At 64.8% G+C, this 22,334-nt stretch carries 19 protein-coding genes; 7 read left to right on the top strand and 12 right to left on the bottom strand.

Translation table 11 applies throughout. The features are described 5' to 3' along the window. Positions 1 to 108: 108 nt before the first annotated feature. On the top strand, positions 109 to 1,932 hold the full coding sequence (mutL, locus tag NN5_RS13725; RefSeq protein ID WP_067734671.1) for a DNA mismatch repair endonuclease MutL: 1,824 nt from the start codon (positions 109 to 111) through the stop codon (positions 1,930 to 1,932). 43 nt (positions 1,933 to 1,975) lie between these two features. Here mutL and NN5_RS13720 read toward each other — a convergent pair whose 3' ends face one another. From NN5_RS13720 to ychF, 3 genes are all read right to left on the bottom strand, one after another. Beyond that, positions 1,976 to 3,187 carry an alkaline phosphatase family protein gene (locus NN5_RS13720; RefSeq protein ID WP_067734670.1) on the bottom strand — a complete coding sequence of 404 codons (1,212 nt, stop codon included), beginning with the start codon at positions 3,185 to 3,187 and terminating at the stop codon, positions 1,976 to 1,978. Positions 3,188 to 3,236: 49 nt separating this feature from the next. Next, positions 3,237 to 3,995, bottom strand: coding sequence for a glutaredoxin family protein (locus tag NN5_RS13715; RefSeq protein WP_067734669.1), 759 nt, complete (start codon positions 3,993 to 3,995; stop codon positions 3,237 to 3,239). A 134-nt stretch (positions 3,996 to 4,129) separates the two neighbouring features. Further along, entirely contained in the window at positions 4,130 to 5,230 is a 1,101-nt protein-coding gene (gene ychF / locus NN5_RS13710) for a redox-regulated ATPase YchF (RefSeq protein ID WP_067734668.1), read from the bottom strand. A gap of 122 nt (positions 5,231 to 5,352) precedes the next feature. On the opposite strand from ychF, the gene NN5_RS13705 reads away from it, so the two are divergent. Next, on the top strand, positions 5,353 to 6,876 hold the full coding sequence (locus NN5_RS13705; RefSeq protein WP_067734667.1) for a tetratricopeptide repeat protein: 1,524 nt from the start codon (positions 5,353 to 5,355) through the stop codon (positions 6,874 to 6,876). 108 nt (positions 6,877 to 6,984) lie between these two features. Here the strand turns inward: NN5_RS13705 and NN5_RS13700 are convergent, their stop codons facing one another. From NN5_RS13700 to NN5_RS13680, 5 genes are all read right to left on the bottom strand, one after another. Next, complete coding sequence (locus NN5_RS13700) at positions 6,985 to 7,344, bottom strand: PEP-CTERM sorting domain-containing protein (protein WP_067734666.1); 360 nt, start codon at positions 7,342 to 7,344, stop codon at positions 6,985 to 6,987. A 210-nt stretch (positions 7,345 to 7,554) separates the two neighbouring features. Beyond that, positions 7,555 to 8,124: an aminoacyl-tRNA hydrolase gene (gene pth / locus NN5_RS13695; RefSeq protein ID WP_067734665.1), complete on the bottom strand. Its 570-nt coding sequence runs from the start codon at positions 8,122 to 8,124 to the stop codon at positions 7,555 to 7,557. A 90-nt stretch (positions 8,125 to 8,214) separates the two neighbouring features. Further along, positions 8,215 to 8,832: a 50S ribosomal protein L25/general stress protein Ctc gene (locus tag NN5_RS13690; RefSeq protein WP_067734664.1), complete on the bottom strand. Its 618-nt coding sequence runs from the start codon at positions 8,830 to 8,832 to the stop codon at positions 8,215 to 8,217. 152 nt (positions 8,833 to 8,984) lie between these two features. Then, the gene (locus NN5_RS13685) at positions 8,985 to 9,836 is read right to left on the bottom strand and encodes a TraB/GumN family protein (protein WP_067734663.1); all 852 of its coding nucleotides are present in this window, start codon (positions 9,834 to 9,836) and stop codon (positions 8,985 to 8,987) included. A 6-nt stretch (positions 9,837 to 9,842) separates the two neighbouring features. Further along, positions 9,843 to 10,760 (bottom strand): TraB/GumN family protein, encoded by a 918-nt coding sequence (locus NN5_RS13680; protein ID WP_157081139.1) that lies wholly within the window; start codon positions 10,758 to 10,760, stop codon positions 9,843 to 9,845. A 133-nt stretch (positions 10,761 to 10,893) separates the two neighbouring features. On the opposite strand from NN5_RS13680, the gene NN5_RS13675 reads away from it, so the two are divergent. The 3 genes from NN5_RS13675 (at position 10,894) to ppdK (ending at position 17,091) form a co-directional block, all read left to right on the top strand. Then, a complete protein-coding gene (locus NN5_RS13675) occupies positions 10,894 to 11,811 on the top strand; it encodes a glycine--tRNA ligase subunit alpha (protein ID WP_067734661.1) in 918 nt (305 codons plus the stop codon). After that, positions 11,808 to 14,357 (top strand): glycine--tRNA ligase subunit beta, encoded by a 2,550-nt coding sequence (locus tag NN5_RS13670; protein WP_067734660.1) that lies wholly within the window; start codon positions 11,808 to 11,810, stop codon positions 14,355 to 14,357. The genes NN5_RS13675 and NN5_RS13670 overlap by 4 nt, the downstream gene beginning before the upstream one ends. A gap of 70 nt (positions 14,358 to 14,427) precedes the next feature. Then, positions 14,428 to 17,091, top strand: coding sequence for a pyruvate, phosphate dikinase (gene ppdK, locus NN5_RS13665; protein ID WP_067734659.1), 2,664 nt, complete (start codon positions 14,428 to 14,430; stop codon positions 17,089 to 17,091). 25 nt (positions 17,092 to 17,116) lie between these two features. On the opposite strand, the gene NN5_RS13660 is transcribed toward ppdK, so the two are convergent. Beyond that, on the bottom strand, positions 17,117 to 17,890 hold the full coding sequence (locus NN5_RS13660; protein ID WP_067734680.1) for a class I SAM-dependent methyltransferase: 774 nt from the start codon (positions 17,888 to 17,890) through the stop codon (positions 17,117 to 17,119). An 85-nt stretch (positions 17,891 to 17,975) separates the two neighbouring features. On the opposite strand from NN5_RS13660, the gene NN5_RS13655 reads away from it, so the two are divergent. Both NN5_RS13655 and hisI read left to right on the top strand, forming a co-directional pair. Further along, complete coding sequence (locus NN5_RS13655; RefSeq protein WP_067734658.1) at positions 17,976 to 18,716, top strand: ComF family protein; 741 nt, start codon at positions 17,976 to 17,978, stop codon at positions 18,714 to 18,716. 341 nt (positions 18,717 to 19,057) lie between these two features. Beyond that, complete coding sequence (hisI, locus tag NN5_RS13650) at positions 19,058 to 19,435, top strand: phosphoribosyl-AMP cyclohydrolase (RefSeq protein ID WP_067734657.1); 378 nt, start codon at positions 19,058 to 19,060, stop codon at positions 19,433 to 19,435. A gap of 3 nt (positions 19,436 to 19,438) precedes the next feature. Here hisI and NN5_RS13645 read toward each other — a convergent pair whose 3' ends face one another. Genes NN5_RS13645 through NN5_RS13635 form a run of 3 tightly spaced genes read right to left on the bottom strand, consistent with a single transcriptional unit; the run spans position 19,439 to position 22,319 of the window. Further along, positions 19,439 to 20,146 (bottom strand): dienelactone hydrolase family protein, encoded by a 708-nt coding sequence (locus NN5_RS13645; protein WP_067734656.1) that lies wholly within the window; start codon positions 20,144 to 20,146, stop codon positions 19,439 to 19,441. After that, positions 20,143 to 21,060: a cysteine synthase A gene (gene cysK, locus NN5_RS13640; protein ID WP_067734655.1), complete on the bottom strand. Its 918-nt coding sequence runs from the start codon at positions 21,058 to 21,060 to the stop codon at positions 20,143 to 20,145. Before cysK ends, NN5_RS13645 begins: the two co-directional genes overlap by 4 nt. After that, positions 21,057 to 22,319: an MFS transporter gene (locus NN5_RS13635; RefSeq protein WP_245656482.1), complete on the bottom strand. Its 1,263-nt coding sequence runs from the start codon at positions 22,317 to 22,319 to the stop codon at positions 21,057 to 21,059. The genes cysK and NN5_RS13635 overlap by 4 nt, the downstream gene beginning before the upstream one ends. Positions 22,320 to 22,334: the final 15 nt, after the last annotated feature.

Below are 22,334 nucleotides of genomic sequence, written 5' to 3'. Positions count from 1 at the left end.
CCCCTTAGCCCATCGATTCGCGAAACGCCAAAATTTTGTGTCGATTTCCGGTGGGTTTCCGCAGGCGTCCGTCTCGAATTGAAGCCGTTTCATCGCTAGGGTTTTTCGATGCCTACCATTCGCCGCCTGCCAGAACACCTCGTCAACCGCATTGCCGCGGGCGAGGTGGTCGAGCGCCCGGCCTCCGCGCTCAAGGAAATCGTCGAAAACGCGATCGACGCGGGCGCGACTCAGGTAACAGTACGCCTCGCTTCGGGTGGCCTCGACATGATCGAAGTGACCGACGACGGCTGCGGCATGAGGCCTGACGAAATCGCGCTGGCGCTGGAACGCCATGCGACCTCGAAGCTGCCCGACGAACATATCGAGCAGGTCGTCACGCTGGGGTTTCGCGGCGAAGCCTTGCCTTCGATCGGATCGGTCGCGCGCCTGACGATCGAGAGCCGCCCCCATGATGCGGGGGAAGGCTGGAAACGCGTGGTCGATCATGGCGAAGTCGCGGCCGATGGGCCTGCCGCGCTGCCGCCGGGGACGCGCATCCGGGTCGAGGACCTGTTCGGCAAAGTGCCTGCCCGGCGCAAGTTCCTGCGCTCACCGCGGTCGGAATATGCCGCCTGTCAGGATGTCGTGCGCCGCCTGGCGATGGCACGGCCCGATGTCGGCTTCGTGCTGGAGCATGACGGGCGCCGGGTCATGGCCGTCCAGCCGCGTGAGGAACTGGCGGCCCGCGTCGCCCGGCTCGTGGCCCGCGAACTGGCCGACGATGGCGTGGTGATCGAGGCCGAGCGGGGCAGTGCCCGGCTGACCGGGGTTGCAGGCCTGCCGACGTTCAACCGCGGCGTGGCCGATCACCAGTACCTGTTCGTGAACGGCCGCCCGGTGAAGGACCGCCTGCTGGTGGGCGCGGTGCGCGGGGCCTATGCGGACATGCTCGCGCGAGACCGGCACGCGGTGCTGGCGCTGTTCCTCGACATTCCGCCCGAGGACGTGGACGTCAACGTCCATCCGGCCAAGACCGAAGTGCGCTTTCGCGATCCCGCTTTCGTGCGCGGTTTCCTCGTCGGCGCGCTGCGCCATGCGCTGGAAGGCGCGGGGCAGCGCAGCGCCCAGCCGCCGTCTGCCAGTGCCATGGGCAACTGGCAGGTCGAACCGGTCGCGCCCGCCGCATCAACGCCCGCGCCCGCACTGGGCTCGCTCTTCGCGCGCGAATATGCCGCACCGCAGACGCGGATACCGGCGCCGCGCGTATCGGATGCAGGCGCCGTCTGGCGGTCCTACGAGGCCGAAGTCATGGCCGAACCCGCCGCCCGCGCGGAACCCGTCGCGGAGGAGCCGGAAGAGGCGTTGCATTACCCGCTGGGCGTGGCGCGCGGACAGGTCTCGGGCACTTATATCGTCGCTGAGGCGGACGACGGGCTCGTCATCGTCGACCAGCACGCGGCGCACGAACGGCTCGTGCTCGAACGGCTCAAGGCGGCCGGGGCAGAAGATGCCATGGCCCGTTCGCAAGCGCTGCTGCTGCCCGAAGTCGTCGAACTGGAAGAGACCGCCTGCGACGCGCTGGAAGACAAGTTGGAGGATCTGGCCCGCTTCGGCCTGGCTCTCGAACGCTTCGGCCCCGGCGCCATGCTGGTGCGCGCCGTGCCTTCAGTGCTGGGCAAAAGCGATGTTCATGCGCTGGTCCGCGACATTGCCGATGATCTGGCCCGCAACGGCGATGCCCTGCTGCTGGGCGAAAAGCTCGATCTGGTGCTGGCGACGATGGCCTGCCACGGGTCGGTCCGGGCCGGGCGCTCGCTTTCGGTCGCCGAGATGAACGCGCTTCTGCGCGAAATGGAACGCACCCCGCGCTCGGGCCAATGCAACCATGGCCGCCCGACGTGGGTTAAACTTGCCCATCAGGATATAGAGAAACTGTTCGGGCGAAAGTGATGCAGCAGACGGGGAAGGTTGACGCCTTCCGCCGTTCCGGCACTCAGTGGCGCAGGGCAGTCCGGAACGGGGCATCGTCGCCATCCGCGTCGGGAGCGGGCGGCAGGCCGAGCAGGTCGCGCAGCAGGGGGGCGACGTCCACGTTGTCGAACGGAGCGATGCGGCCGGAAGCAGTGATGTCCGGGCCGCTGGCCACGAACAGCGCCGCCATTTCCGGCGCCGCGTTGTCATAGCCATGGGCACCGCCCGACGAGGGCTCCGTGGGCGCTGAGGGCGCAATCTGCCAGCCCACCTGCGCGAGGCAGAAATAGGATGCGACACGCGGATTGCTGCCGTAGCGGAGCCGGGCCGGGATATCCTTGCGCGCCCAACACTGCATGTGGTCGTGCGGCTTTAGCAAGGCATCGGCGAGCTGGCGCTCATGGCCGGGCGCCGGTTCGATGGCCGCGAATGGTCCGGTATCCACAACCCGGTAAAGCGCGGGATCGGCAATCGTATCCAGCGCGATCACACGCTCGCTGGATACCGCGGCCATGCCGTGGTCTGCCACCACGACAAGATCGGCCGGTTGGCCGAGATCGCGCAGCCCCTGGACGAGCATCCCGATATAGCGGTCCGCCTTGGTCAGCGCTTCATTCGTGCGCGGATCGTCGGGGCCGTATTCGTGCCCGGCCGTGTCGATGGCATCGAAATAGAGCGTCAGCAAACGCGGGCGGATGGCCTCAGGGCGCCGCAGCCAGTCCAGCACGGTCTCGACCCGCTGCAAGGGTGTGACCGCCTGGTCATAGTGCTGCCAGTCTTCGGGACGCGTGCCTCGGGTCTCGCCCCAGGCGACATCCGAACCCGGCCAGAACATTGCGGCGGTGCGGATGCCGGCCTTTTCCGCCGTCACCCAGATCGGCTCGGCCTCGTTCCACCAGAAGGGATCGGAGTTGCCCGGACCGAAGCGTTCGCCCGGCCGGCGGGGATCCTCGAAATGGTTGGAGACGATGCCGTTATGGTCCGGCACCTTGCCCGTCACCAGCGCCCAATGGTTGGGGAAGGTCTTGCTGGGAAACGAGGGGCGCATGGCCGCGCTGATCCCGCTGGCCGCCAGTGCAGAGAGGTTGGGCGTTACGCCCCGGTCGAGATAGTCGGCGCGAAATCCGTCGATGGACACGAGGATGACCACCGGCGCGCGGGGAGATTCCGCCATGGCGGGAACGGCAGGAAGAAGCGCAAGCAGCGCGGCAAGCAGCAGATGAAAACGACCCATCGCATCCTATTGGCCTGAAAGCGTGACTATTTGAAGTCGCGGGAAAAAATCAGATGCGCCCGGCCAAAATTCCCATGGCCAGCATCCACAGGCCCATGCCGATCATGAACAGGTTCTCGAGGAGCGAGACAAGGCCCAGCGGAACCTGGCTCGCGCCGCTGGCACAGGCGCATTTGAGGTCCCGTTTCTGGACATAGACCGCGTAAGAGACGGATACGGCGCCCACGGTGCCGATGAACAGCGCGATGGGAACGGACAGCCACGCCAGCACATGCGCCGTCATCAGCGCGCCTGCGGTCCATTCGAGGAACGGATAGGCATAGGCATAGGGCACCCAGCGCCGCGCCAGCAGATCATACCCCAAAAACGTGATCGAGAACTGTTCGATGTCCTGCAGCTTGAGCATCGCCAGCAGCATCATGGTGATCGACACGAACCATTGGGCGGCCGTGATGGTCAGCGGCGTACCCAGTGCCGCCCAGCTTGCGCCCAGCGCCGCCAGCGCGGCGGTCAGGAACACGCTGAGGACCGGGGCGTAGCTCGTCCTGCCGGCATCGCTGTCCAAGCCGAAGAAATGCCGCAGATCGCTGTAGCCACCGATGCGCTGCCCTGTGATGAAGGTCTGCGGCGTCGTTTCGACCCCGAACCTGGCCTTGAAGGCCTCCGCTTCCTCGGGCGTGGTGAGCCAGTGGTCCTCGATCGCGTAGCCCCTGCGCTTGAGCAGGTCCTTCGATTTCAGGCCATAGGGGCACACATGCCGCTCCATCACCATGCGATAGAGCGCGGCATTCTTGTTGGGATCGGTCATTGGGCAGGCAATCAGGTAACGTCTTGGTCCCTCATTGCATGTTCAACGCCGAACTGCCGATTTAGTGCCCGAAGAAGCGGCGAAAAGATCTCAGAGTTCGTGAAATGCGCATTCGCGCATTTCCAAACAGGTTCTCAGACGTTGAACTTGAAGTGCATCACGTCGCCATCGCGGACGATGTATTCCTTGCCTTCCTGCCGCAGCTTGCCCGCTTCCTTGGCGCCGTTTTCGCCGCCGAGCGAAATGAAGTCCTCGAAGGCGATGGTTTCGGCGCGGATGAAGCCGCGCTGCATGTCGGAGTGGATTTCGCCAGCGGCCTCGGGGGCCTTGGCGCCCTTGTGGACGGTCCAGGCGCGGGCTTCCTTGGGGCCGACGGTGAAGAAGGTGAGCAGGTCGAGCAGTTCGTATCCGGCGCGGATCACGCGGGCAAGGCCGGTTTCGTGCAGGCCCATTTCCTCCAGGAAGACCATGCGCTCGTCCGCATCCATGCCGACCAGTTCGGACTCGATCGCCGCCGAGACGATTACAGCCGTGGCGTTCTCGGCCGCGGCCTTTTCGAACACGCGCTGGGAAAATTCGTTGCCCTCGGCGGCCGATTCTTCCTCGACGTTGCAGACGTAGAGCACCGGCTTGGCGGTCAGCAGTTGGGCCTGCTGGAACACCCGCGCTTCCTCGTCGTCCTTGGGCTGCGTCAGGCGGGCGGGCTTGCCTTCGCGCAGCAGTTCGAGCGCCTGCCCGAGAATCGAAGCCATGATCTTGGCTTCCTTGTCCCCGCCGGTCGCCTTTTTCTGGGCGGCCGGCACGCGCTTTTCGAGACTTTCGAGATCGGACAGCAGCAGTTCGGTTTCCACCGTCTCGGCATCGGCAATCGGATCGACCTTGTTGTCGACATGCTGGATGTCGTCGTTTTCGAAGCAGCGCAGCACGTGAATGATCGCATCGACTTCACGGATGTTGCCGAGGAACTGGTTGCCGAGCCCTTCGCCCTTGGATGCGCCGCGCACGAGGCCGGCGATGTCCACGAAGGAAAGCTGGGTCGGGATGATCTTCTGGCTGCCCGCGGTTTCGGCCAGTTTGTCGAGGCGCGGGTCGGGCACGCCGACCTGGCCGACGTTGGGCTCGATCGTGCAGAACGGATAGTTCGCAGCCTGCGCCGCCTGTGTCTCGGTCAGTGCATTGAACAAGGTCGACTTGCCAACATTGGGCAGGCCCACGATCCCGCAACGGAAACCCATGTGTAACTCCGGAAATGAAATTTGGCCGCCCATAGCGGCCGTAATCGCTCTTGGCCAGTTCGGCGAGAAAAGGGCAGGCGGATTGACGGAAATTTCAGTCCTTGCCCCTAGCGTGCGCGGCCATGAACAGGATCATTCGACTGGCCATGCCGCTTGCCGCGCTGGGTCTGGTAGCAGGCTGTGGCGACAGTCCCGAGACGCTCCTTGGCAAGGCGCAGGGCAGCTTCGGCGCACAGGATTATGCCGCGGCCCGCAAGCAACTGGCAGCCGCGTTGCTCAAGCAGCCCGAGAATCCGAAGCTGCTGGCGCTGATGGTGCAGACGCAGCTGCAGCTAGGTGATCCCGACGGGGCGGAGGGGGCCGTAACGCGGCTTCAGCAGACCGGCGCCGAGATTCCCGACCTCGCGCGGATCAAGGCGCAGATCGCTCTGCTGCGCGCCCGGCCGCAAGACGCTCTTGCGCTCGTGGGCAATGACACGACGATCGAAGGCTGGCGTATCCGGGCCGAAGCCCAACTGGCGCTGGGCAATCCGGCGAAGGCCGCCGAAGCCTTTGAAAACGGCATGGCGGCGGGCGACGATATCGCCCTTGCCGAAGCCTATGCGCGTTTCAAACTGACCTCGAACGATACGCAGGGCGCCGCCGCTGTTTTGCAGCGCATGGTGAAGATGGCGCCGCGCTCTTACGAGACCCTGGTTCTGACGGGAGACCTTGCCGCTGCCCGCGGACAGACCGATCATGCCATCGACGCCTATCGCAAGGTTCTGGAAGCCTATCCTGACCGGGTTGCTCCCATGATTGCGCTGGCGAACCAGTACGATGCCAAGGGCCGGATCGACGATGCGCAGGATCTCGTCGAAAAAGCCGGCAAGCTTGCGCCTGACAATCCCGATGCCGATGCGCTGAAGTATCAATTGCTCGCGGAAAAGGGCGAGTGGGAGAAGATCCGCCTGGGCCTGCAGGGGCGGGAATCGCAGCTGGAGCCGGGCTCCGGCCTGCAGATGCGCTATGCGGAGGCCTTGTTGCGGCTCGGTCATGCGGAGCAGGCCCGGATGCTGTTCAGCCGTGCCGTGCTGGTCCTGCCCGGCAACCCCTATTCGCGCATGATGCTGGGCGAGGCGCAATTGGCGTCCGGGGATGCGGAAAGTGCCTGGGCAACATTGAAACAGCTTGCCGCCAGCACGCTGGCGCGCCCCGAATTGCTGGAAAGCGCGGAAAAGGCCGCGCGCGCCACGGGCGCTCCCGAGGCCGAAAGCCTCGCGGCGCGGCTCGAACCGGCAAGGTTGAAAGCGGCCATGGCGCTCGTTTCCAGGGGCGATATGGCGGTGATGCATCACGACTGGGCGACGGTTCGCACAGTTTACGGAAAGCTCCTTGCACAAGGCGAGGACCCTGAAGTGCTCAAGAGACTGGCTCTGGCGGCCAGCAATCTTGGCGATGCGCGGGACGCGACGGGCTATGCAGATCGGGCGCTGGCGGTATCTCCGAACAACCCGGACTATCTCTATCTGGCCGGGCTCGTCCGCCTCAATGGCGGCACCGACCTTCCCGGGGCGCGCCGCCTGCTTGAGGCGGCGGCGGCGGCCGATCCGCGCAATACCGTTATTGCCCAGGACCTCGAACGCGCGAAAGCCGCCGCCGGCTGAAACCGGCAGCGGCTTCGATGCCCGGACCCGACGGGAGCGGCGGGTCCGGAAAATTCCCTTGAGGTCAGTCCCGCGATGGGCGCGTGGGGCTGACCGGGAAGCGCTGGATCAGCGGCGTGCCTTGCGGCGGCGGGCATAACCCAGGCCGAGCAGGCCCATGCCCATAATGCCGAGCATACCCGGTTCGGGAACGGCCGTGCCGCCCGAGGACGTGGTGGTGGTGCCACCCGAAGTCGTCGTGGTGCCGCCCGACGTGGTGGTCGTGCCCCCGGAAGTCGTGGTCGTGCCACCCGAGGTGGTCGTGGTGCCACCCGAGCTGGTGGTGCCGCACAGCGACGAGCCAGTCGAGTCGCCACAGTTGCAATAGTGCGTGTGGCCGCCCCAGCTTCCCCAGGCGAAAGCCGGCGAGCTGATCGCGAGCGTGGAGCCGCCGGCCAGCGCGATCGCGAAAAGCGTTTTGCGGATCATGTCTATTACCCCTCTTTCAGAATTGGTTGCTGCCATCTTCAGCAAAGGGTGTGCCAATTGCGGTTTTCCGGGGGTCTCAATGATTAATGCAGGTCGGAGCCGTTACCACCTGTAAGCTAACTCGACAGTTTCATCTCTTGGTTATACCTAACGATAGGTAACTCGATATGATGAATAAGTGGTATATGCCGCTGATGGACTAATTCAATTTCAGTCCTGCTGGCGCAAGGCGACGTCATTCATGAAACGCGCATCGTCGCCCGCCGCCAGTCTGTCCGCTTCGGCTGCTATGGCGCCCAGCATGTCTGCGAGCGGATCCATTTCGGCCTTGGCGAAGTTGCCCAGCACGTAGCCCGTCACCTTGTCCTTGTGTCCGGGATGGCCGATGCCGAGCCGCACCCGGCGAAACTCCGCGCCGAGGTGCTGGCCGATCGAGCGCAGTCCGTTGTGACCGGCGTGGCCGCCGCCCTGTTTTACCTTCACCTTGAAGGGAGGCAGGTCGAGCTCGTCGTGAAAGACCGTGAGGTCCGCAAGGTCGAGCTTGTAGAAGCGCATCGCTTCGCTCACCGAACGCCCGCTTTCGTTCATGAACGTCGCGGGCTTGAGCAGGAGCACCTTCTCGCTGCCGATGCGGCCTTCCTGCAGCCAGCCCTGGAATTTCTTCTGGACCGGACCGAAGCCATGTACTTCGGCGATCGTGTCCGCCGCCATGAAGCCCACGTTGTGGCGGTGCATCGCGTATTGCGGACCAGGGTTTCCGAGGCCGACCCAAAGCTGCATGGCAAATCCGTATCTGTAGAAAAAAGAAAGGCCCTTTCCGCGCGCCGGTATGCCGGGGCGGAAAGGGCCGTTTCAAGCCTGAATGGCTTATTAGGCTTCTTCGCCTTCGGTCTTGGTCGTGTCGCCTTCCGAGCTCTTGAGAGCCGAGGGCGCCGCGATCGTCGCGATGGTGAAGTCACGGTCGGTGATCGCCGATTCGACGCCCGCCGGAAGCTTCACGTGGCTGAAGTGGATCGATTCGCCCACGTCGAAGCCGGTGACATCGATCACGATATCGTCGGGGATCTTGTCCGCGGGGCAGACCAGTTCCAGCTCGTGACGCACGATGTTGAGCACGCCGCCGCGCTTCAGGCCCGGCGAAAGCTCTTCGTTGGCGAACGACACCGGCACGTTGACGTGCACGGTCGAGCCCTTGGCCAGACGCAGGAAGTCGGCGTGGAGCGGACGGTCGGAGACGGGGTGGAAGGCAACGTCCTTCGGCAGGGTGCGAACCTTCTGGCCGTTCACTTCGACTTCAACGATGGAGTTGAAGAAGTGACCGGTCATGAGCTGACGGGTCAGCTCCTTTTCCTCGACGTGGATGGCGAGGGGCTCTTCATTGGCACCGTAGACGACGGCGGGAACGCGGCCTTCGCGACGCAGGGCACGGGAGGCTCCCTTGCCTGCCCGTTCACGCGTCTCGGCCGGCAGGGTAAGCTGATCGCTCATGGGACTTGCCTTTCGAAAACTGGATAGATTTCGGCGCCAGACCGCGAATTCGGCCGGCACCGCCCGTCACGCCTCCAGGGATGACCATGACGGAGAGGGCGCGCCCTTACGCGCAAACGGCCGGAAAGGCAAGCGTCCGGAGCGGTGCGGCGCTATTCGATCCGGGTGACGGTGAAGCCCTGGCTTGCCAGCATGGCGGGCAGGCCGTCCGGTCCGGCCATATGCGCGGCGCCGACGGCCACGAACGGCTTGCTGCCCGCGCGCACCGCCTGGACAATGCTGGCCGCCCAGCGCCGGTTCCGCCCGACGAAGAGGGCAGCGCGCAATTCGGGGTCTGCCAGCAGGCCTGTGCGCGTTTCCTTTTCGATGGCGGTCATGTCGCCCTCGCGCCAGGCGGCGGGCAGGTCCATGTCCGGCTTGTCCGCTTCCCGGACCACGACACTGAGCAGGTCGCGCTGGTCCTTTTCGGGCAGGGCATCGAAGATCCCGAGCTGCCTGGCCGCGCCTTCCAGTTCGACAACCGGCCGGCCATCAGCCTGCGCAATGACGGCGCGGTCCACGCCATAGCGCGGATCGCTTCCGTCCTTGTCCTGCCGCACGATCATGAGCGCGGCGGCCCAGGTGTCGGTCGCGGCGAAATCGCCGTCGTGAAAGCCGTTGCGCTTGAGCAGGGCGGCAAGGGCAGGGCGCTCCGCAGGAGCGATGCGCTGTGAAAGCGGCGGTTGCCCTTCGCTTTTCGCCAGCTTCGCGAAAGTGGCCCCGATCGCCGCTTCGTCGGCAATGTTGGCGACTTCGACCATGATCGTGCCGGCATCGTTCAACGCTTCGTGAACGGTTGCCGTTTCCCATTCCAGCGGACGCTGCGCGCTGTGGATCGTGCCGAACAGCCAGCCTTCGTGCCCATCGGGGCTTTCGATGCGCCACAGCGCCGGATCGGCCTTCTGCGGCTGCGGCGCGCAGCCCAGCAGTGCGAAGGCCGAGAGGACAAGGACCCAGGGGCGCATGGCCGGTTACTGCACCCGTTCGGACGCAATGCCGTCCTGCGCCAGTTGGTCCTGCACGCTGCCCTGTCCCGCCAGATGCCCGGCGCCGACGGCGATGAACACGGTTCCCGGCTGTTTCAGGCGCTGCTCGATCCACTTTGCCCAATGGGCATTGCGGTTGGTCAGCAGAACCTTGCGCAAGTCCGGATCGTCTTCCTGTGCATTGAGCAGGCGGGCCAGGTCATCGGCCTTCCCGGCCTTCCATGCCGTGACCATGGCGTCGATATCGGTTTTGACAGTGGGCAGGGCCTCCAGAACTTCATCGAGATATCGGCGCTGGGTGGCCTGCGGCAGGTCGTCGAACAGCGAGATCTGGTATTCCGGGGTTTCCAGCGCCGTATTCTCCATCTGGCGCGCCTTGGCCATGGCGCCGATCTGGGTGTCGACACCGCTTTCCAGATTGTAGCCCGACACCTTGAGCGGGATCAGCGTGAGCATCAGGGCAGCGAACCAGGCGTCGTTCTTGTCGAAGGCCTGTGGCGGCAGGCCGATCGAAGTCATCCCTGCATCGTATGCCGTGCGCTCCTTGTCATCGAGCGTATCGCGCAGGGCCTTGCCGTCTTCGCGCAGGCTTTTCTGCATGATGGCCGCCTGCGAATCCTGCGCCTTGTCGATGGGGATTTCGGTAACGAGTTCGCTCGATGCATCGAAGGCCTTGGCGATCGGCCCGGCATACCAGGCGACATTCTGGGGCAGGATGTGGATCGTGCCGAACAGCCAGATGGTGGTGTCGTCGTCGGCCACTTTCCAAAGCGCCGGGCTGGCGGGCGCCGCCGATTCCACGGCCGGGGCCGCGGGCACGGCATCGTCCGCGATCGCGGGGAGAGTGGAGAACAGGGCAAGTGCACAGGCGGCACCGCGCAGCAGAGTCTTCATCGTGGTCATGGACATAGCCATGCGGGACAAAGGCCAAACGCAAGCTTAATGCAAGCAGACATCGTCAAACCCACGCTGCGCGGTTGATTTGAACGGCCCGATCCGCCAAAGGCCGCGCAACCAAGACCTCTACGGAAATTCCATGCCAACCGCAGCCCCAAAGGCCGACAGTCAGCCGCTCAGTTTCCAGGACATGATCCTGACGCTCCATAATTTCTGGAGCGCGCAAGGATGTCTGATCCTCCAGCCTTACGACATGCGCATGGGCGCGGGCACGTTTCACCCGTCCACCACCTTGCGTGCGCTGGGGCCGGAGCCCTGGAAAGCCGCCTATGTCCAGCCCTCGCGCCGCCCGACCGACGGCCGCTATGGCGAGAACCCGAACCGGCTGCAGCACTATTACCAGTATCAGGTGATCCTGAAGCCGAACCCGGAAAACCTGCAGGAACTCTATCTCCAGAGCCTCGCCGCGATCGGCATCGATCCGCTGGCGCACGACATCCGCTTCGTCGAGGACGACTGGGAAAGCCCGACGCTCGGCGCCTGGGGGCTGGGCTGGGAAGTCTGGTGCGACGGCATGGAAGTGACGCAGTTCACCTATTTCCAGCAGATCGGCGGGTTCGACTGCAAGCCGGTGGCGGGCGAGCTGACGTATGGCCTCGAACGCCTCGCGATGTACATCCAGGGCGTCGACTGGGTCTATGACCTGCGCTTCAACAACGAAGGCGTGAGCTACGGCGACGTGTTCCTCGCCAACGAGCAGCAGCAGTCGAAGTACAATTTCGAGATTGCCGACACGGACTCGCTCTTCGCCGGCTTCAAGGCGGCCGAGGCCGAGTGTATGCGCTGCATCGAGGCGGAAATTCCGCTCGCGGCCTACGATCAGGCGATCGAGGCTTCGCACCTCTTCAACCTGCTGCAGGCGCGCGGTGTGATCTCGGTGCAGGAACGCGCCAGCTATATCGGCCGGGTGCGCGATCTCGCCAAGGGATCGTGCCAGGCCTGGATCGAAAAGAACAAGGAACAGTGGGAAGCCAAGTTCCCGGGGTGGACCGTATGACCGACTTCCTTCTCGAACTGCGCTCCGAGGAAATTCCCGCCCGTATGCAGGCGGGCGCGCGTGCCGATCTGGAAAAGCTGTTCCGCAAGGAAATGGAAGCCGCGGGCGTTGTGCCGGGCGCCATCACCGTGTGGTCGACCCCGCGCCGTCTCGCGCTGATCGCCAGCGGCTTGCCGGAAACCACCGAAGCCGTCAGCGAGGAAACCAAGGGACCTGCCACCAGCGCGCCCGAGCAAGCGCTCGAAGGCTTCCTGCGCAAGACGGGGCTGACCAGGGACCAGCTCGAAGTCCGCGACCTCAAGGGCAAGGAGACGTACTTCGCGGTCGTCGAAAAGCCGGGCCGGGCGGTGAAAGACGTTCTGGCCGAGGCGATCCCCGCCATCGTGCGCGCGTTCCCCTGGCCGAAGTCGCAGCGCTGGGGCAAGGCCTCGATCAGCACGGAATCGCTGCGCTGGGTGCGCCCGCTTTCAGGCATCGTCGCCATTTTGGGCGAGGATCTGGTCGAATGCGAAGTGGGCAGCATTGCCTCGGGCTATGTCACCAAGGGCCACCGCTTCCACCATCCCGATGAAATCACCATCGGATCGGCCCACGATTATGCCGACAAGCTGCGCGCCTGCCACGTTCTGGTGAACCACGAGGAGCGTCAGGACATCGTGCGCGAAAAGGCGCGCGAAGCTGCGGCTGCCGCCGGGCTCACGCTGGTCGAGGACGAAGGTCTGGTGATCGAGAACGCGGGCCTGACCGAATGGCCGGTGCCGCTGCTCGGCCGCTTCGACGAGGCTTTCCTCGAAGTGCCGCCCGAAGTGATCCAGCTCACCGCGCGCGTGAACCAGAAGTATTTCGTGTGCCATTCCTCCCCGAGCTCGCTCGGGGAGGGGGACCGCCGCGAAGCGGTGGTGGAGGGGGAAGGCGACACGGCCCCTCCGTCAGCCGCTGGCGCGGCTGCCACCTCCCCGAGCAAGCTCGGGGAGGAACCCAAGCTGGCCAATGCCTTCGTCTGCACTGCCAATATCGACGCGACCGATGGCGGCGAGGCGATTGTCGCGGGCAACCGCAAGGTGCTCGCCGCGCGCCTCTCCGACGCACGCTTCTTCTGGGAGCAGGACAAGAAGACGCCGCTTTCGGTCCACGCCGAAAAGCTGGGCCGCATCACCTTCCACGAAAAGCTGGGCACGGTCGCCGACAAGGTCGAGCGCGTGGCCAAGCTGGCGCGCTGGCTGGTGGAAGAAGGAATCGTAGGTTCGAATCCTACTCGGGAAGCCACCACTCCCCGTCATCCCCGCGAAAGCGGGGATCCCGCTTCTTCTTCTAGTACCGCCGCAACAAGCGGGGCCCCCGCCTTCGCGGGGGCGACGAAGGAAGAACTGGCCGATCAGGCCGAACTCGCGGCGCGCTTGTGCAAGGCCGATCTCGTAACCGAGATGGTCGGCGAGTTCCCCGAACTGCAAGGCCTCATGGGCGGCTACTACGCCCGCGCCGAGGGCCTGCCCGATGCCGTGGCCGATGCCATCCGCGATCACTACAAGCCGGTCGGGCAAGGCGACGAGGTGCCGACTGCGCCGGTGACGGTGGCGGTGTCGCTGGCGGATAAGCTGGATACGCTGGTTGGTTTCTTCTTTATCCAAGAAAGGCCAAGTGGTTCACGGGATCCGTTTGCCCTGCGACGCGCTGCAATCGCGATCTTAACCACAGTTACAACTTTAGGAATCCGCGCAAGGCTCCTTCCTGCCGTTATGGAGGCCGGTTCACCGCTAATCGCATCACGAATTGCGGAGATGGATCGGACTTTCCGAGATATGGCGCTAGATGCCTACAAGACAGACGCGCCAGACTTTTCTCGTATTCGAGAGCTGAACAATATCAGGGATGAAATTGCTGATAGTGAAGGCTTTGAACGCTTGGCGCTGGGCGCGTTTCAATCCTATGTTGGCTTTGTTCTCGACTTCTTTGCCGACCGCCTCAAGGTCCAGCAAAAGGAAGCCGGCGTCCGCCACGACCTGATCGACGCGGTCTTCGCGCTTGGCGGCGAGGACGACCTCGTCCGCCTGCTTGCCCGCGTCCATGCGCTGCAGGCTTTCGTCGCGACTGAGGACGGCGCGAACCTGCTCGCGGGCTACAAGCGCGCGGCGAATATCCTCAAGAAGGAAGACTGGCAGGGCGCTCCCGCCAGCAACGGCACGGCGATCGAGCGCACTGGGGACGAAGACCCGCTCGAAAACGTCGACGATCCCGACATGCGCGGTATCTACGCTGCCGAGATCGCGGCGCAGAAAACGCTTTCCTACACGCCCGAACCGGCGGAAAAGGCGCTTATCGATGCCCTCGACAGCGCCGCACCGCAGGCGGCCGGTGCCGTGGCGAAGGAAGATTTCGCCGGTGCCATGGCCGCGCTGGCTTCGCTCCGGCAGCCGATCGACGCGTTTTTTGAAGAGGTCACGGTGAACGATTCCGATCCCGGCAAGAGAACGTCACGTCTCGCATTGCTTGATCGGTTCCGTGCTGCAGTGCACAATGTTGCGGATTTCTCACGCATCGAAGGGTAGGCCTGTTTCCTCTCTGGACAGTGTCAACCGTGTCAACCATGTCAACTTAGGCAAGAAAGTCAGGGGATAGATGAGCACGCAGGTCTATACGTTCGGCGGCGGGGTCAAGCATGACGATCCGCGGGCGAAGGACAAGGTCATCACCGGCGGCAAGGGCGCGAACCTTGCCGAAATGGCGGGGATCGGGCTTCCGGTGCCTCCGGGCTTTACTATCACCACCGAACAGTGCGTGGCCTATCTGGCCGAAGGCGGCGACTTCTCCGATGCGCTGCGCGCCGACGTGGCGCAGGCGCTGACCCACATCGAGAAGACCGTGGGCAAGAGCTTCGGCGATGCCGCCGATCCGCTGCTGGTCTCGGTCCGTTCGGGCGCGCGCGTGTCGATGCCGGGCATGATGGATACCGTGCTCAACCTCGGCCTCAACGATGCGACCGTCGAAGGGCTCGCCTCGGCCTCGGGCGATGACCGCTTTGCCTGGGACAGCTACCGCCGCTTCATCCAGATGTATTCGGACGTCGTGCTCGGCGTCGAACACCATCTGTTCGAGGAAGCGCTGGAAATCGCCAAGGAAGACAGCGGCTACCTCAACGACGTTGAGATGACCGCCGATGACTGGCGCAAGATCGTCAAGGAATACAAGGGTATCGTCGAGGCCGAACTGGGCCATGCGTTCCCGCAGGACGTGACCGAGCAGCTCTGGGGCGCGATCCGCGCGGTGTTCGATTCCTGGGATTCGGACCGCGCCAAGGTCTATCGCCGCCTGAACGACATTCCGGGCGACTGGGGCACGGCCGTCAACGTGCAGGCCATGGTCTTCGGCAACATGGGCGATACGTCCGCCACCGGCGTTGCTTTCACCCGCGACCCGGCGACCGGCGAGAAGGCCTATTACGGCGAATGGCTGGTCAATGCGCAGGGCGAGGACGTCGTTGCCGGCATCCGCACCCCGCAGTACCTGACCAAGGCCGCGCGCGAACGGGCCGGGGCCAAGCCGCTGTCGATGGAAGAGGCGATGCCCGCCGCCTACGGCGAACTAGCCGCCGTCTTCGAGCTGCTCGAAAAGCACTACACCGACATGCAGGACATCGAGTTCACGGTGCAGCAGGGTAAGCTGTGGATGCTGCAGACCCGCTCGGGCAAGCGCACCGCCAAGGCCGCGCTGAAGATGGCCGTCGACATGGTCGATGAAGGCCTGATCGACGAGGCGACTGCGATCAAGCGCGTCGATCCGATGGCGCTCGACCAGCTTCTGCACCCGACGCTCGATCCCAAGGCGCCGCGCGACATTCTCGGCAAGGGCCTGCCGGCCTCGCCGGGCGCGGCTTCGGGGGCGATCGTGTTCGATGCCGATACCGCTGAAAAGCGCGCCGAAATGGGCGAGGCGGTGATCCTCGTGCGCGTGGAAACCTCTCCGGAAGACATCCACGGTATGCACGCGGCCAAGGGCATCCTCACCGCGCGCGGCGGCATGACCAGCCACGCGGCCGTGGTGGCGCGCGGCATGGGCCGTCCCTGCGTCTCGGGCGCATCGGGCCTGTCGATCGACATGAAGACCCGCACGATGAAGATCGGCAAGCGCGAGCTGAAGGAAGGCGAGATCCTCACGCTCGACGGCGCCTCTGGCGACATCATGGCCGGTGAAGTGCCGACCATCGAACCCGAACTCGCCGGTGACTTCGCCACGCTGATGGTCTGGGCCGACAAGCACCGCCGCATGAAAGTGCGCACCAACGCGGAAACCCCCGCCGACTGCAAGATGGCCCGCCAGTTCGGCGCCGAAGGCATCGGCCTGTGCCGCACCGAGCACATGTTCTTCGACGCGGGCCGCATCAGCGCCGTGCGCCAGATGATCCTGGCCGAAGACGAGGCCGGCCGCCGCGCCGCGCTCGAAAAGCTGCTGCCCGAACAGCGCGCCGACTTCGCCGCGATCTTCGAGATCATGCGCGGGCTGCCGGTGACGATCCGCCTGCTCGACCCGCCGCTGCACGAATTCCTGCCGCACGCGGACGAGGAATTCGCGGAGCTTTCCGACGAAATCGGCATCGGCGTCGATACGCTCAAGCGCCGCGCCAACGAACTGCATGAGTTCAACCCGATGCTGGGCCATCGCGGTTGCCGTCTCGGCATCACGTTCCCCGAGATCTACGAGATGCAGGCCCGCGCCATCTTCGAGGCCGCTTGCGACGTGGCCAAGGCGCATGGCGAAGCGATCGTGCCCGAGATCATGATCCCGCTGGTGGCGACGAAGAAGGAGCTCGAAATTCTCAAGGCGCTGGTGGCCCGCGCGGCCACGCAGGTCTTCGAGGAGAAGGGCTCGACGCTCGAATACATGGTCGGCACCATGATCGAGCTGCCGCGCGCTGCGCTGATGGCGGGCGAGATCGCCGAAGTGGGCGAGTTCTTCTCGTTCGGCACCAACGACCTGACGCAGACGACGCTGGGCCTTTCGCGCGACGATGCGGGCAAGTTCCTGCCCGTCTATGTGCAGCAGGGCATCTTCGCGCGTGATCCCTTCGTCAGCCTTGATGTCGAGGGCGTCGGCCAGCTCGTCGACCTCGCGGTCGAGCGGGGCCGCGTTACCCGCCCCGACATCAAGCTCGGCATCTGCGGCGAGCATGGCGGTGATCCGGCTTCGATCGCGTTCTGCGAGAAGGTCGGGCTCGATTACGTCAGCGCCTCGCCTTTCCGCGTGCCAATCGCAAGGCTGGCCGCGGCGCAGGCCGCGCTGGCCTGACAAATCCTTGGGCTGGGCCTTCCGCTCAGCCTGAGCCTGTCGAAGGCTTCCAGCCCGACAGGGTCAGGATTTCGAACCGTTCCACTGTGCGGCCGCCCTCACCGGCGGCCGCAAACGCTTCGCGCGCGCGGGCCCGACCGGCCTTGCCGAGCGGCGGACCGGGGTCGGCCAGGACATTGCTAAGGCCTAGCGCACGCAAGTCTCCGACAAGGCGATCGAAGCTGCGGAAGGCCACGTCGAGCGGGCGGTGGTCCGTCACCGGGTCGGCGAACAGGGCGCGCTGGAGAAGCTGCGCCCCGGCGCGCACGTCGATCGCGGGGTGCAGGCGCGGCGAAGGGCGGTCGCCATCGGCCGAGAGCATGACATCGCGCAGGACCGGGAGGCTCCCCGAGGATACGAAGCTGGCGATCACCATCCCGCCGGGCGCCAGTGCCCTGCGCATGTGCAGCAGCGCGCCGGGTACGTCGTTCACGGTGTCGAGCGTGCCAAGGCTGGCGATGAGATCGAAGCCTTCGAAAGGATAGGGCTGTTCCTCCGCGAATCCCTTCGCCGGTTCGGCCTCGGTAACGCGGACGCCGCGCGCCGAAAGCGCGCCCGCCAGCTCGCCGCTGTAGTCTCCGACGATCAGGGCGGTTTCCGGATCGAAGCGCAGGAAGGCAAGGCGTTCGAGCACATCCTCGACCATGTCGTCGATCAGATAGCGCGGGGCGTCGGGCTGGGCCTGCAGCGCGAGCATACGCCGGCGGGCGGCGATGCGGCGGGCAGGGGAAAAGATGCGGGGGGGTGCTTTGCTGGCCATGGCCATCCCCTGCCGTGTCGATGAAATCCTTGCAATGGTTGTTGCGATGGCTTGTCGCACGGCCAGGCACCGATAGCATCGGTTCATGCGCATCGTTCAAGCCCTGGCCCCGGTCGTGGATCTGGTCTTTCCACCCCGTTGCCCTTTGTGCGGAGAGGGCATTGGCGGTCAGACAGGCCTGTGTGCCGCATGTTGGGGAGAACTGGCGATCCCGGGCGAACCGGCCTGCGTGACGTGCGGACGGCCGTTCGGCGACGGTGTGCCCGAAGGCGCGATTTGCGCGCCTTGTCTGGAATCCCCACCCCGTCACGACGGAATTGCGGCGGCCACGCTCTACAACGATGCCTCGCGCAAGCTGGTGCTCTCGCTCAAGCACGGCAACCGCATTTCGCTGGCGCCGATGATGGCGGGACTGATGGCGGCCAGGCTGACGTCGGTGGACGCCGGCTATATCGTCGTGCCGGTGCCGCTTCATCGCTGGCGCTTGTGGAAACGGGGCTACAATCAGGCTGCCGAACTGGCGCGGGCGATTGCTCGGCGCACCGGCGCGGGGCTTGCGGTAGATGCTCTGGTGCGGCGCAAGGCGACGCCTTCGCTCGGTGGTCTGGGGAAGAAGGCCCGGAAGCGGGCGCTATCAGGTGCGATCGGTGTGAATCGCCGGTGGGCCGCCCGGCTGAAAGGCGCACAGGTGGTCCTTGTCGACGATGTGCTCACGAGCGGCGCGACCAGCGATGCCTGTGTATCGGCGCTCAAGCGGGCAGGCGCGCAAAAAGTTGTGGTGGCCTGCTTCGCCCGGGTTCTGGATGAAGCGCTGGATCTGGCGTGAAGGCAAAAGAAAACGCCCGGAACCAGTGGCTCCGGGCGTCCTCGTGACGAAACTGTAAGGCCCTGCGAAGCAGTTCGACGGCACCCCTGAATGCCGTCTGGCCGATCCCTCATCGCAACGACCGGTGTGGCCCTACCACAAGCCGATCGTTATTCCCTGAACCGTGGCGCTTGTTTAACAGCGACCTATGGGTCAGAAGCAGCCCCCCAGCTGCAACGGCAAATTCCGATGAATCGGCGCGATTGAAAAGGGGATTCGCGTGAAAGCGTGGATTTTACCCATCAGCTGTGGTTATCGTGCAACATTAAAATTCTGAAAGCCTGATCGAGGAAATCTCTGGAATGACCGATGTCTCCGCCGCCGACCGCGAACTCGGCACCGCCTTCCTGCCGCGCTTCGATGCCCAGGGGCTGCTCATCGCGATTGCCGTCGATGCAGCGACGAGGGACATCCTGATGGTCGCCTATATGGACGCGGAAGCGCTGGAGAAGACACGCGAAACCGGTCTTGCGCATTTCCACTCGCGTTCGCGCGGCAAGCTCTGGCTGAAAGGGGAAACCTCCGGCCATTTCCTGCGCGTGCAGGAAATCCGTGTGGATTGCGATCAGGATGCGCTGGAGCTCGTCGTCACACCGGAAGGGCCTGCCTGCCACACCGGCGCGCGCAGCTGCTTTTACCGCCGGCTCGAAGGCGAAACGCTGTCCCGCATCGAACCGTAACGGTCAGCCGAGCACTTCGTCGAACAGGCTGACCATCGCCGCCCAGGACTGACGGTCCGCGCTGGCGTTGTACCGGATGGCGTCCACTCCACGGGCATCGCTGCCCGGATCTGTAAAGCCATGGCGCACCTGGCTATAGGCATGGAAGTGCCAGTCAGCCCCGGCACGATCCATTTCCTCCCAGAAGGCGATGACCTGCTGGCGCGGGACGAGCGGATCGGCATCGCCGTGGCAGACCAGCAGCCGCGCCTTGACGGCGCCGGGTTCGGCGGCCTTGCCGGTCGCCAGGATACCGTGGAAGCTGACGGTTGCGAGCAGCTCCTGCCCGTCGCGGGCAGCCTCAAGCGCGGCTTGGCCGCCCATGCAGTATCCGGTTGCCAGCAGGGGCAATCCGGCCGCGTCCGGCAGCGCCTTTAGAGTCTCGATCGCGGCGGCAAGCCGCCCGCGATAATGCGCCGTATCTGCCCGCAGCTTGTCCGCCAGTGGGCGGAAGGCCTCAAAGCTTTCGGCGGTTTCGCCGTAGAAATCGGCGACCATCGCCAGATACCCGAGGTCCGCCAGCATCCGCGCGCGGCGTTCCATCGGCGCGTTGAAATTGACGATGGTGGGAAAGACCACCACGGCGGCGCGCGGCGTTCCTTCCGGACGGGCCAGCCAGCCAGTCAGATCCTGACCGGCATGGCTGTAGGCGATGGCTTCGAGCATGGTCATTCCGGCAGGAAATCCGGCACTGAGAGGTAGCGCTCACCGGTATCGTAGTTGAAACCGAGCACGCGGCTGCCTGCGGGCAGTTCCTGCAGCTTCTGAGCGATAGCCGCCAGCGTCGCGCCCGAGCTGATCCCGACCAGCATACCTTCCTTGGTCGCGCACAGGCGCGCCATTTCCTTGGCATCGGCCGGATCGACCTGAATGGCGCCATCAATGGCCTGCGTGTGCAGGTTCGCCGGGATGAACCCGGCGCCGATGCCCTGGATCGGGTGCGGGCCGGGTTGCCCGCCGGAGATCACCGGGGAAAGCGTCGGCTCCACGGCGAAAGCCTTCATGTCAGGCCAGGTCTGCTTGAGCGTTTCCGCGCAGCCGGTCAGGTGCCCGCCCGTGCCCACGCCGGAGATCAGCGCGTCGATCGGGGTATCGGCGAAATCGGCGAGGATTTCCTGCGCGGTGGTCTTCACATGGATCGCGATGTTCGCGGGATTGTCGAACTGCTGGGGCATCCACGAGCCGGGTGTGGCCTCGATCAGTTCCTTCGCCCGCTCGATCGCGCCTTTCATGCCCTTTTCACGCGGCGTCAGGTCGAACTCGGCGCCGTAGGCGAGCATCAGCCGGCGGCGTTCGATCGACATCGATTCGGGCATGACGAGGATCAGCTTGTAACCCTTGACCGCCGCCGCCATGGCGAGGCCGATGCCGGTGTTGCCCGAGGTCGGTTCGATGATCGTACCGCCGGGTTTCAGGCTGCCATCGGCTTCGGCCGCCTCGATCATGGCGAGACCGATGCGGTCCTTGATCGAGCCGCCGGGATTGGCGCGCTCGGCTTTCACCCACACTTCGTGATCCGGAAACAGACGCGACAAACGGATGTGCGGCGTATTGCCGATAGTGGCGAGAATGCTGTCTGCCTTCATGGCTCTTGCTCCCAACGTGCTGAGAATGTGCGGGCATGGCGGATTTCCGGAAAGATCCACGCCCAGATAAGTGTAATAACTATGGCACCGGTGCCGCCGAAAACAACCGCTCCGGTTGCGCCCAGTAAAGCTGCGGCGATACCCGATTGCATCTCGCCGAGTTCGTTGGATGCCGAAATCGCGAGCCCCGAAATCGCCGAAACGCGGCCGCGCACTTCGTCCGGCGTGCGCAACTGCACCAGCGAATTGCGGATGAAGACCGAGATCATGTCCGCCGCGCCCAGCAGGGCCAGGAACAGCAGCGAGAGCGCGAAGATCTTCGAAACACCGAAGGCTACGGTCATGGCCCCGTAGGCGACGACCGCCAGCAGCATCTTCACGCCGACGTTTTTCTCCAGCGGCCGGAACGAGAGCCAAAAAGCCACGATTGCCGCCCCGGCGGCAGTTGCCGCCCGCATCCAGCCGAGCCCCTCGGGCCCGACATGCAGAATATCGCGGGCAAAGACCGGCATGAGGGCAGTCGCGCCGCCCAGCAGGACGGCAAAGAGATCGAGCGTGATACACCCGAGCAGGAACCGTTGGTGCCAGACGAACTTGAAACCATCGATGATCTGACGGACCGGATGGGCCTTTCGCGCATCGTGCGCGACCGCCGGCAGGTTGGTGATCGATACGATCGAAAGCGCGGCAATCACCTGAAACACCGCTGTCGTCCAGTACGGCAACGGGCGGCCGGCTGCGAACAGGAAGCCGTAGGCCGCGGGGCCAATGATCACGCCGGCCTGCATCGCGATCGAATTGAAGCCGATGGCACGCGGGATCAGGCCGGGGGGCACTGTATTGGGCGCGATCGCGCTCATGGCAGGGCCGATGAAGACGCGCACGACACCGTGCATCATCGCGAAGCCGAACAGGACGGGCAGGCTGCGGATTTCCAGCTCGGTCGTAATGCCGAGCCCGAGGGCGACCAGAACGTCGAACAGAGCGCCCACGGCGGCGACTTTGCGGCGGTCGATACGATCGGCCACCACCCCGGCGACGGGAGTCAGCAGGAAGACCGGCAGGAACTGAACGAACCCGAGCAGGCCGAGCTGGAACGAGGCCTGCGTGATCGACATGCCGTATTCGCTGCGGGCAACGTCGTAGAGCTGGTAGCCAATGATGACCACCATCCCCGTCGATGCCAGCACGGCAGCGAACCGGGCCAGCCAGAATTTGCGGTAGTTGGCAATTTGCAGGGGGGAGGTGGGAGTGCTCACGCGGTGCTGCATGGC

Source organism: Novosphingobium naphthalenivorans NBRC 102051, assembly GCF_001590985.1.
GTDB classification, from domain to species: domain Bacteria; phylum Pseudomonadota; class Alphaproteobacteria; order Sphingomonadales; family Sphingomonadaceae; genus Novosphingobium; species Novosphingobium naphthalenivorans.
This window is presented reverse-complemented; position numbering and strand designations above follow the sequence as displayed.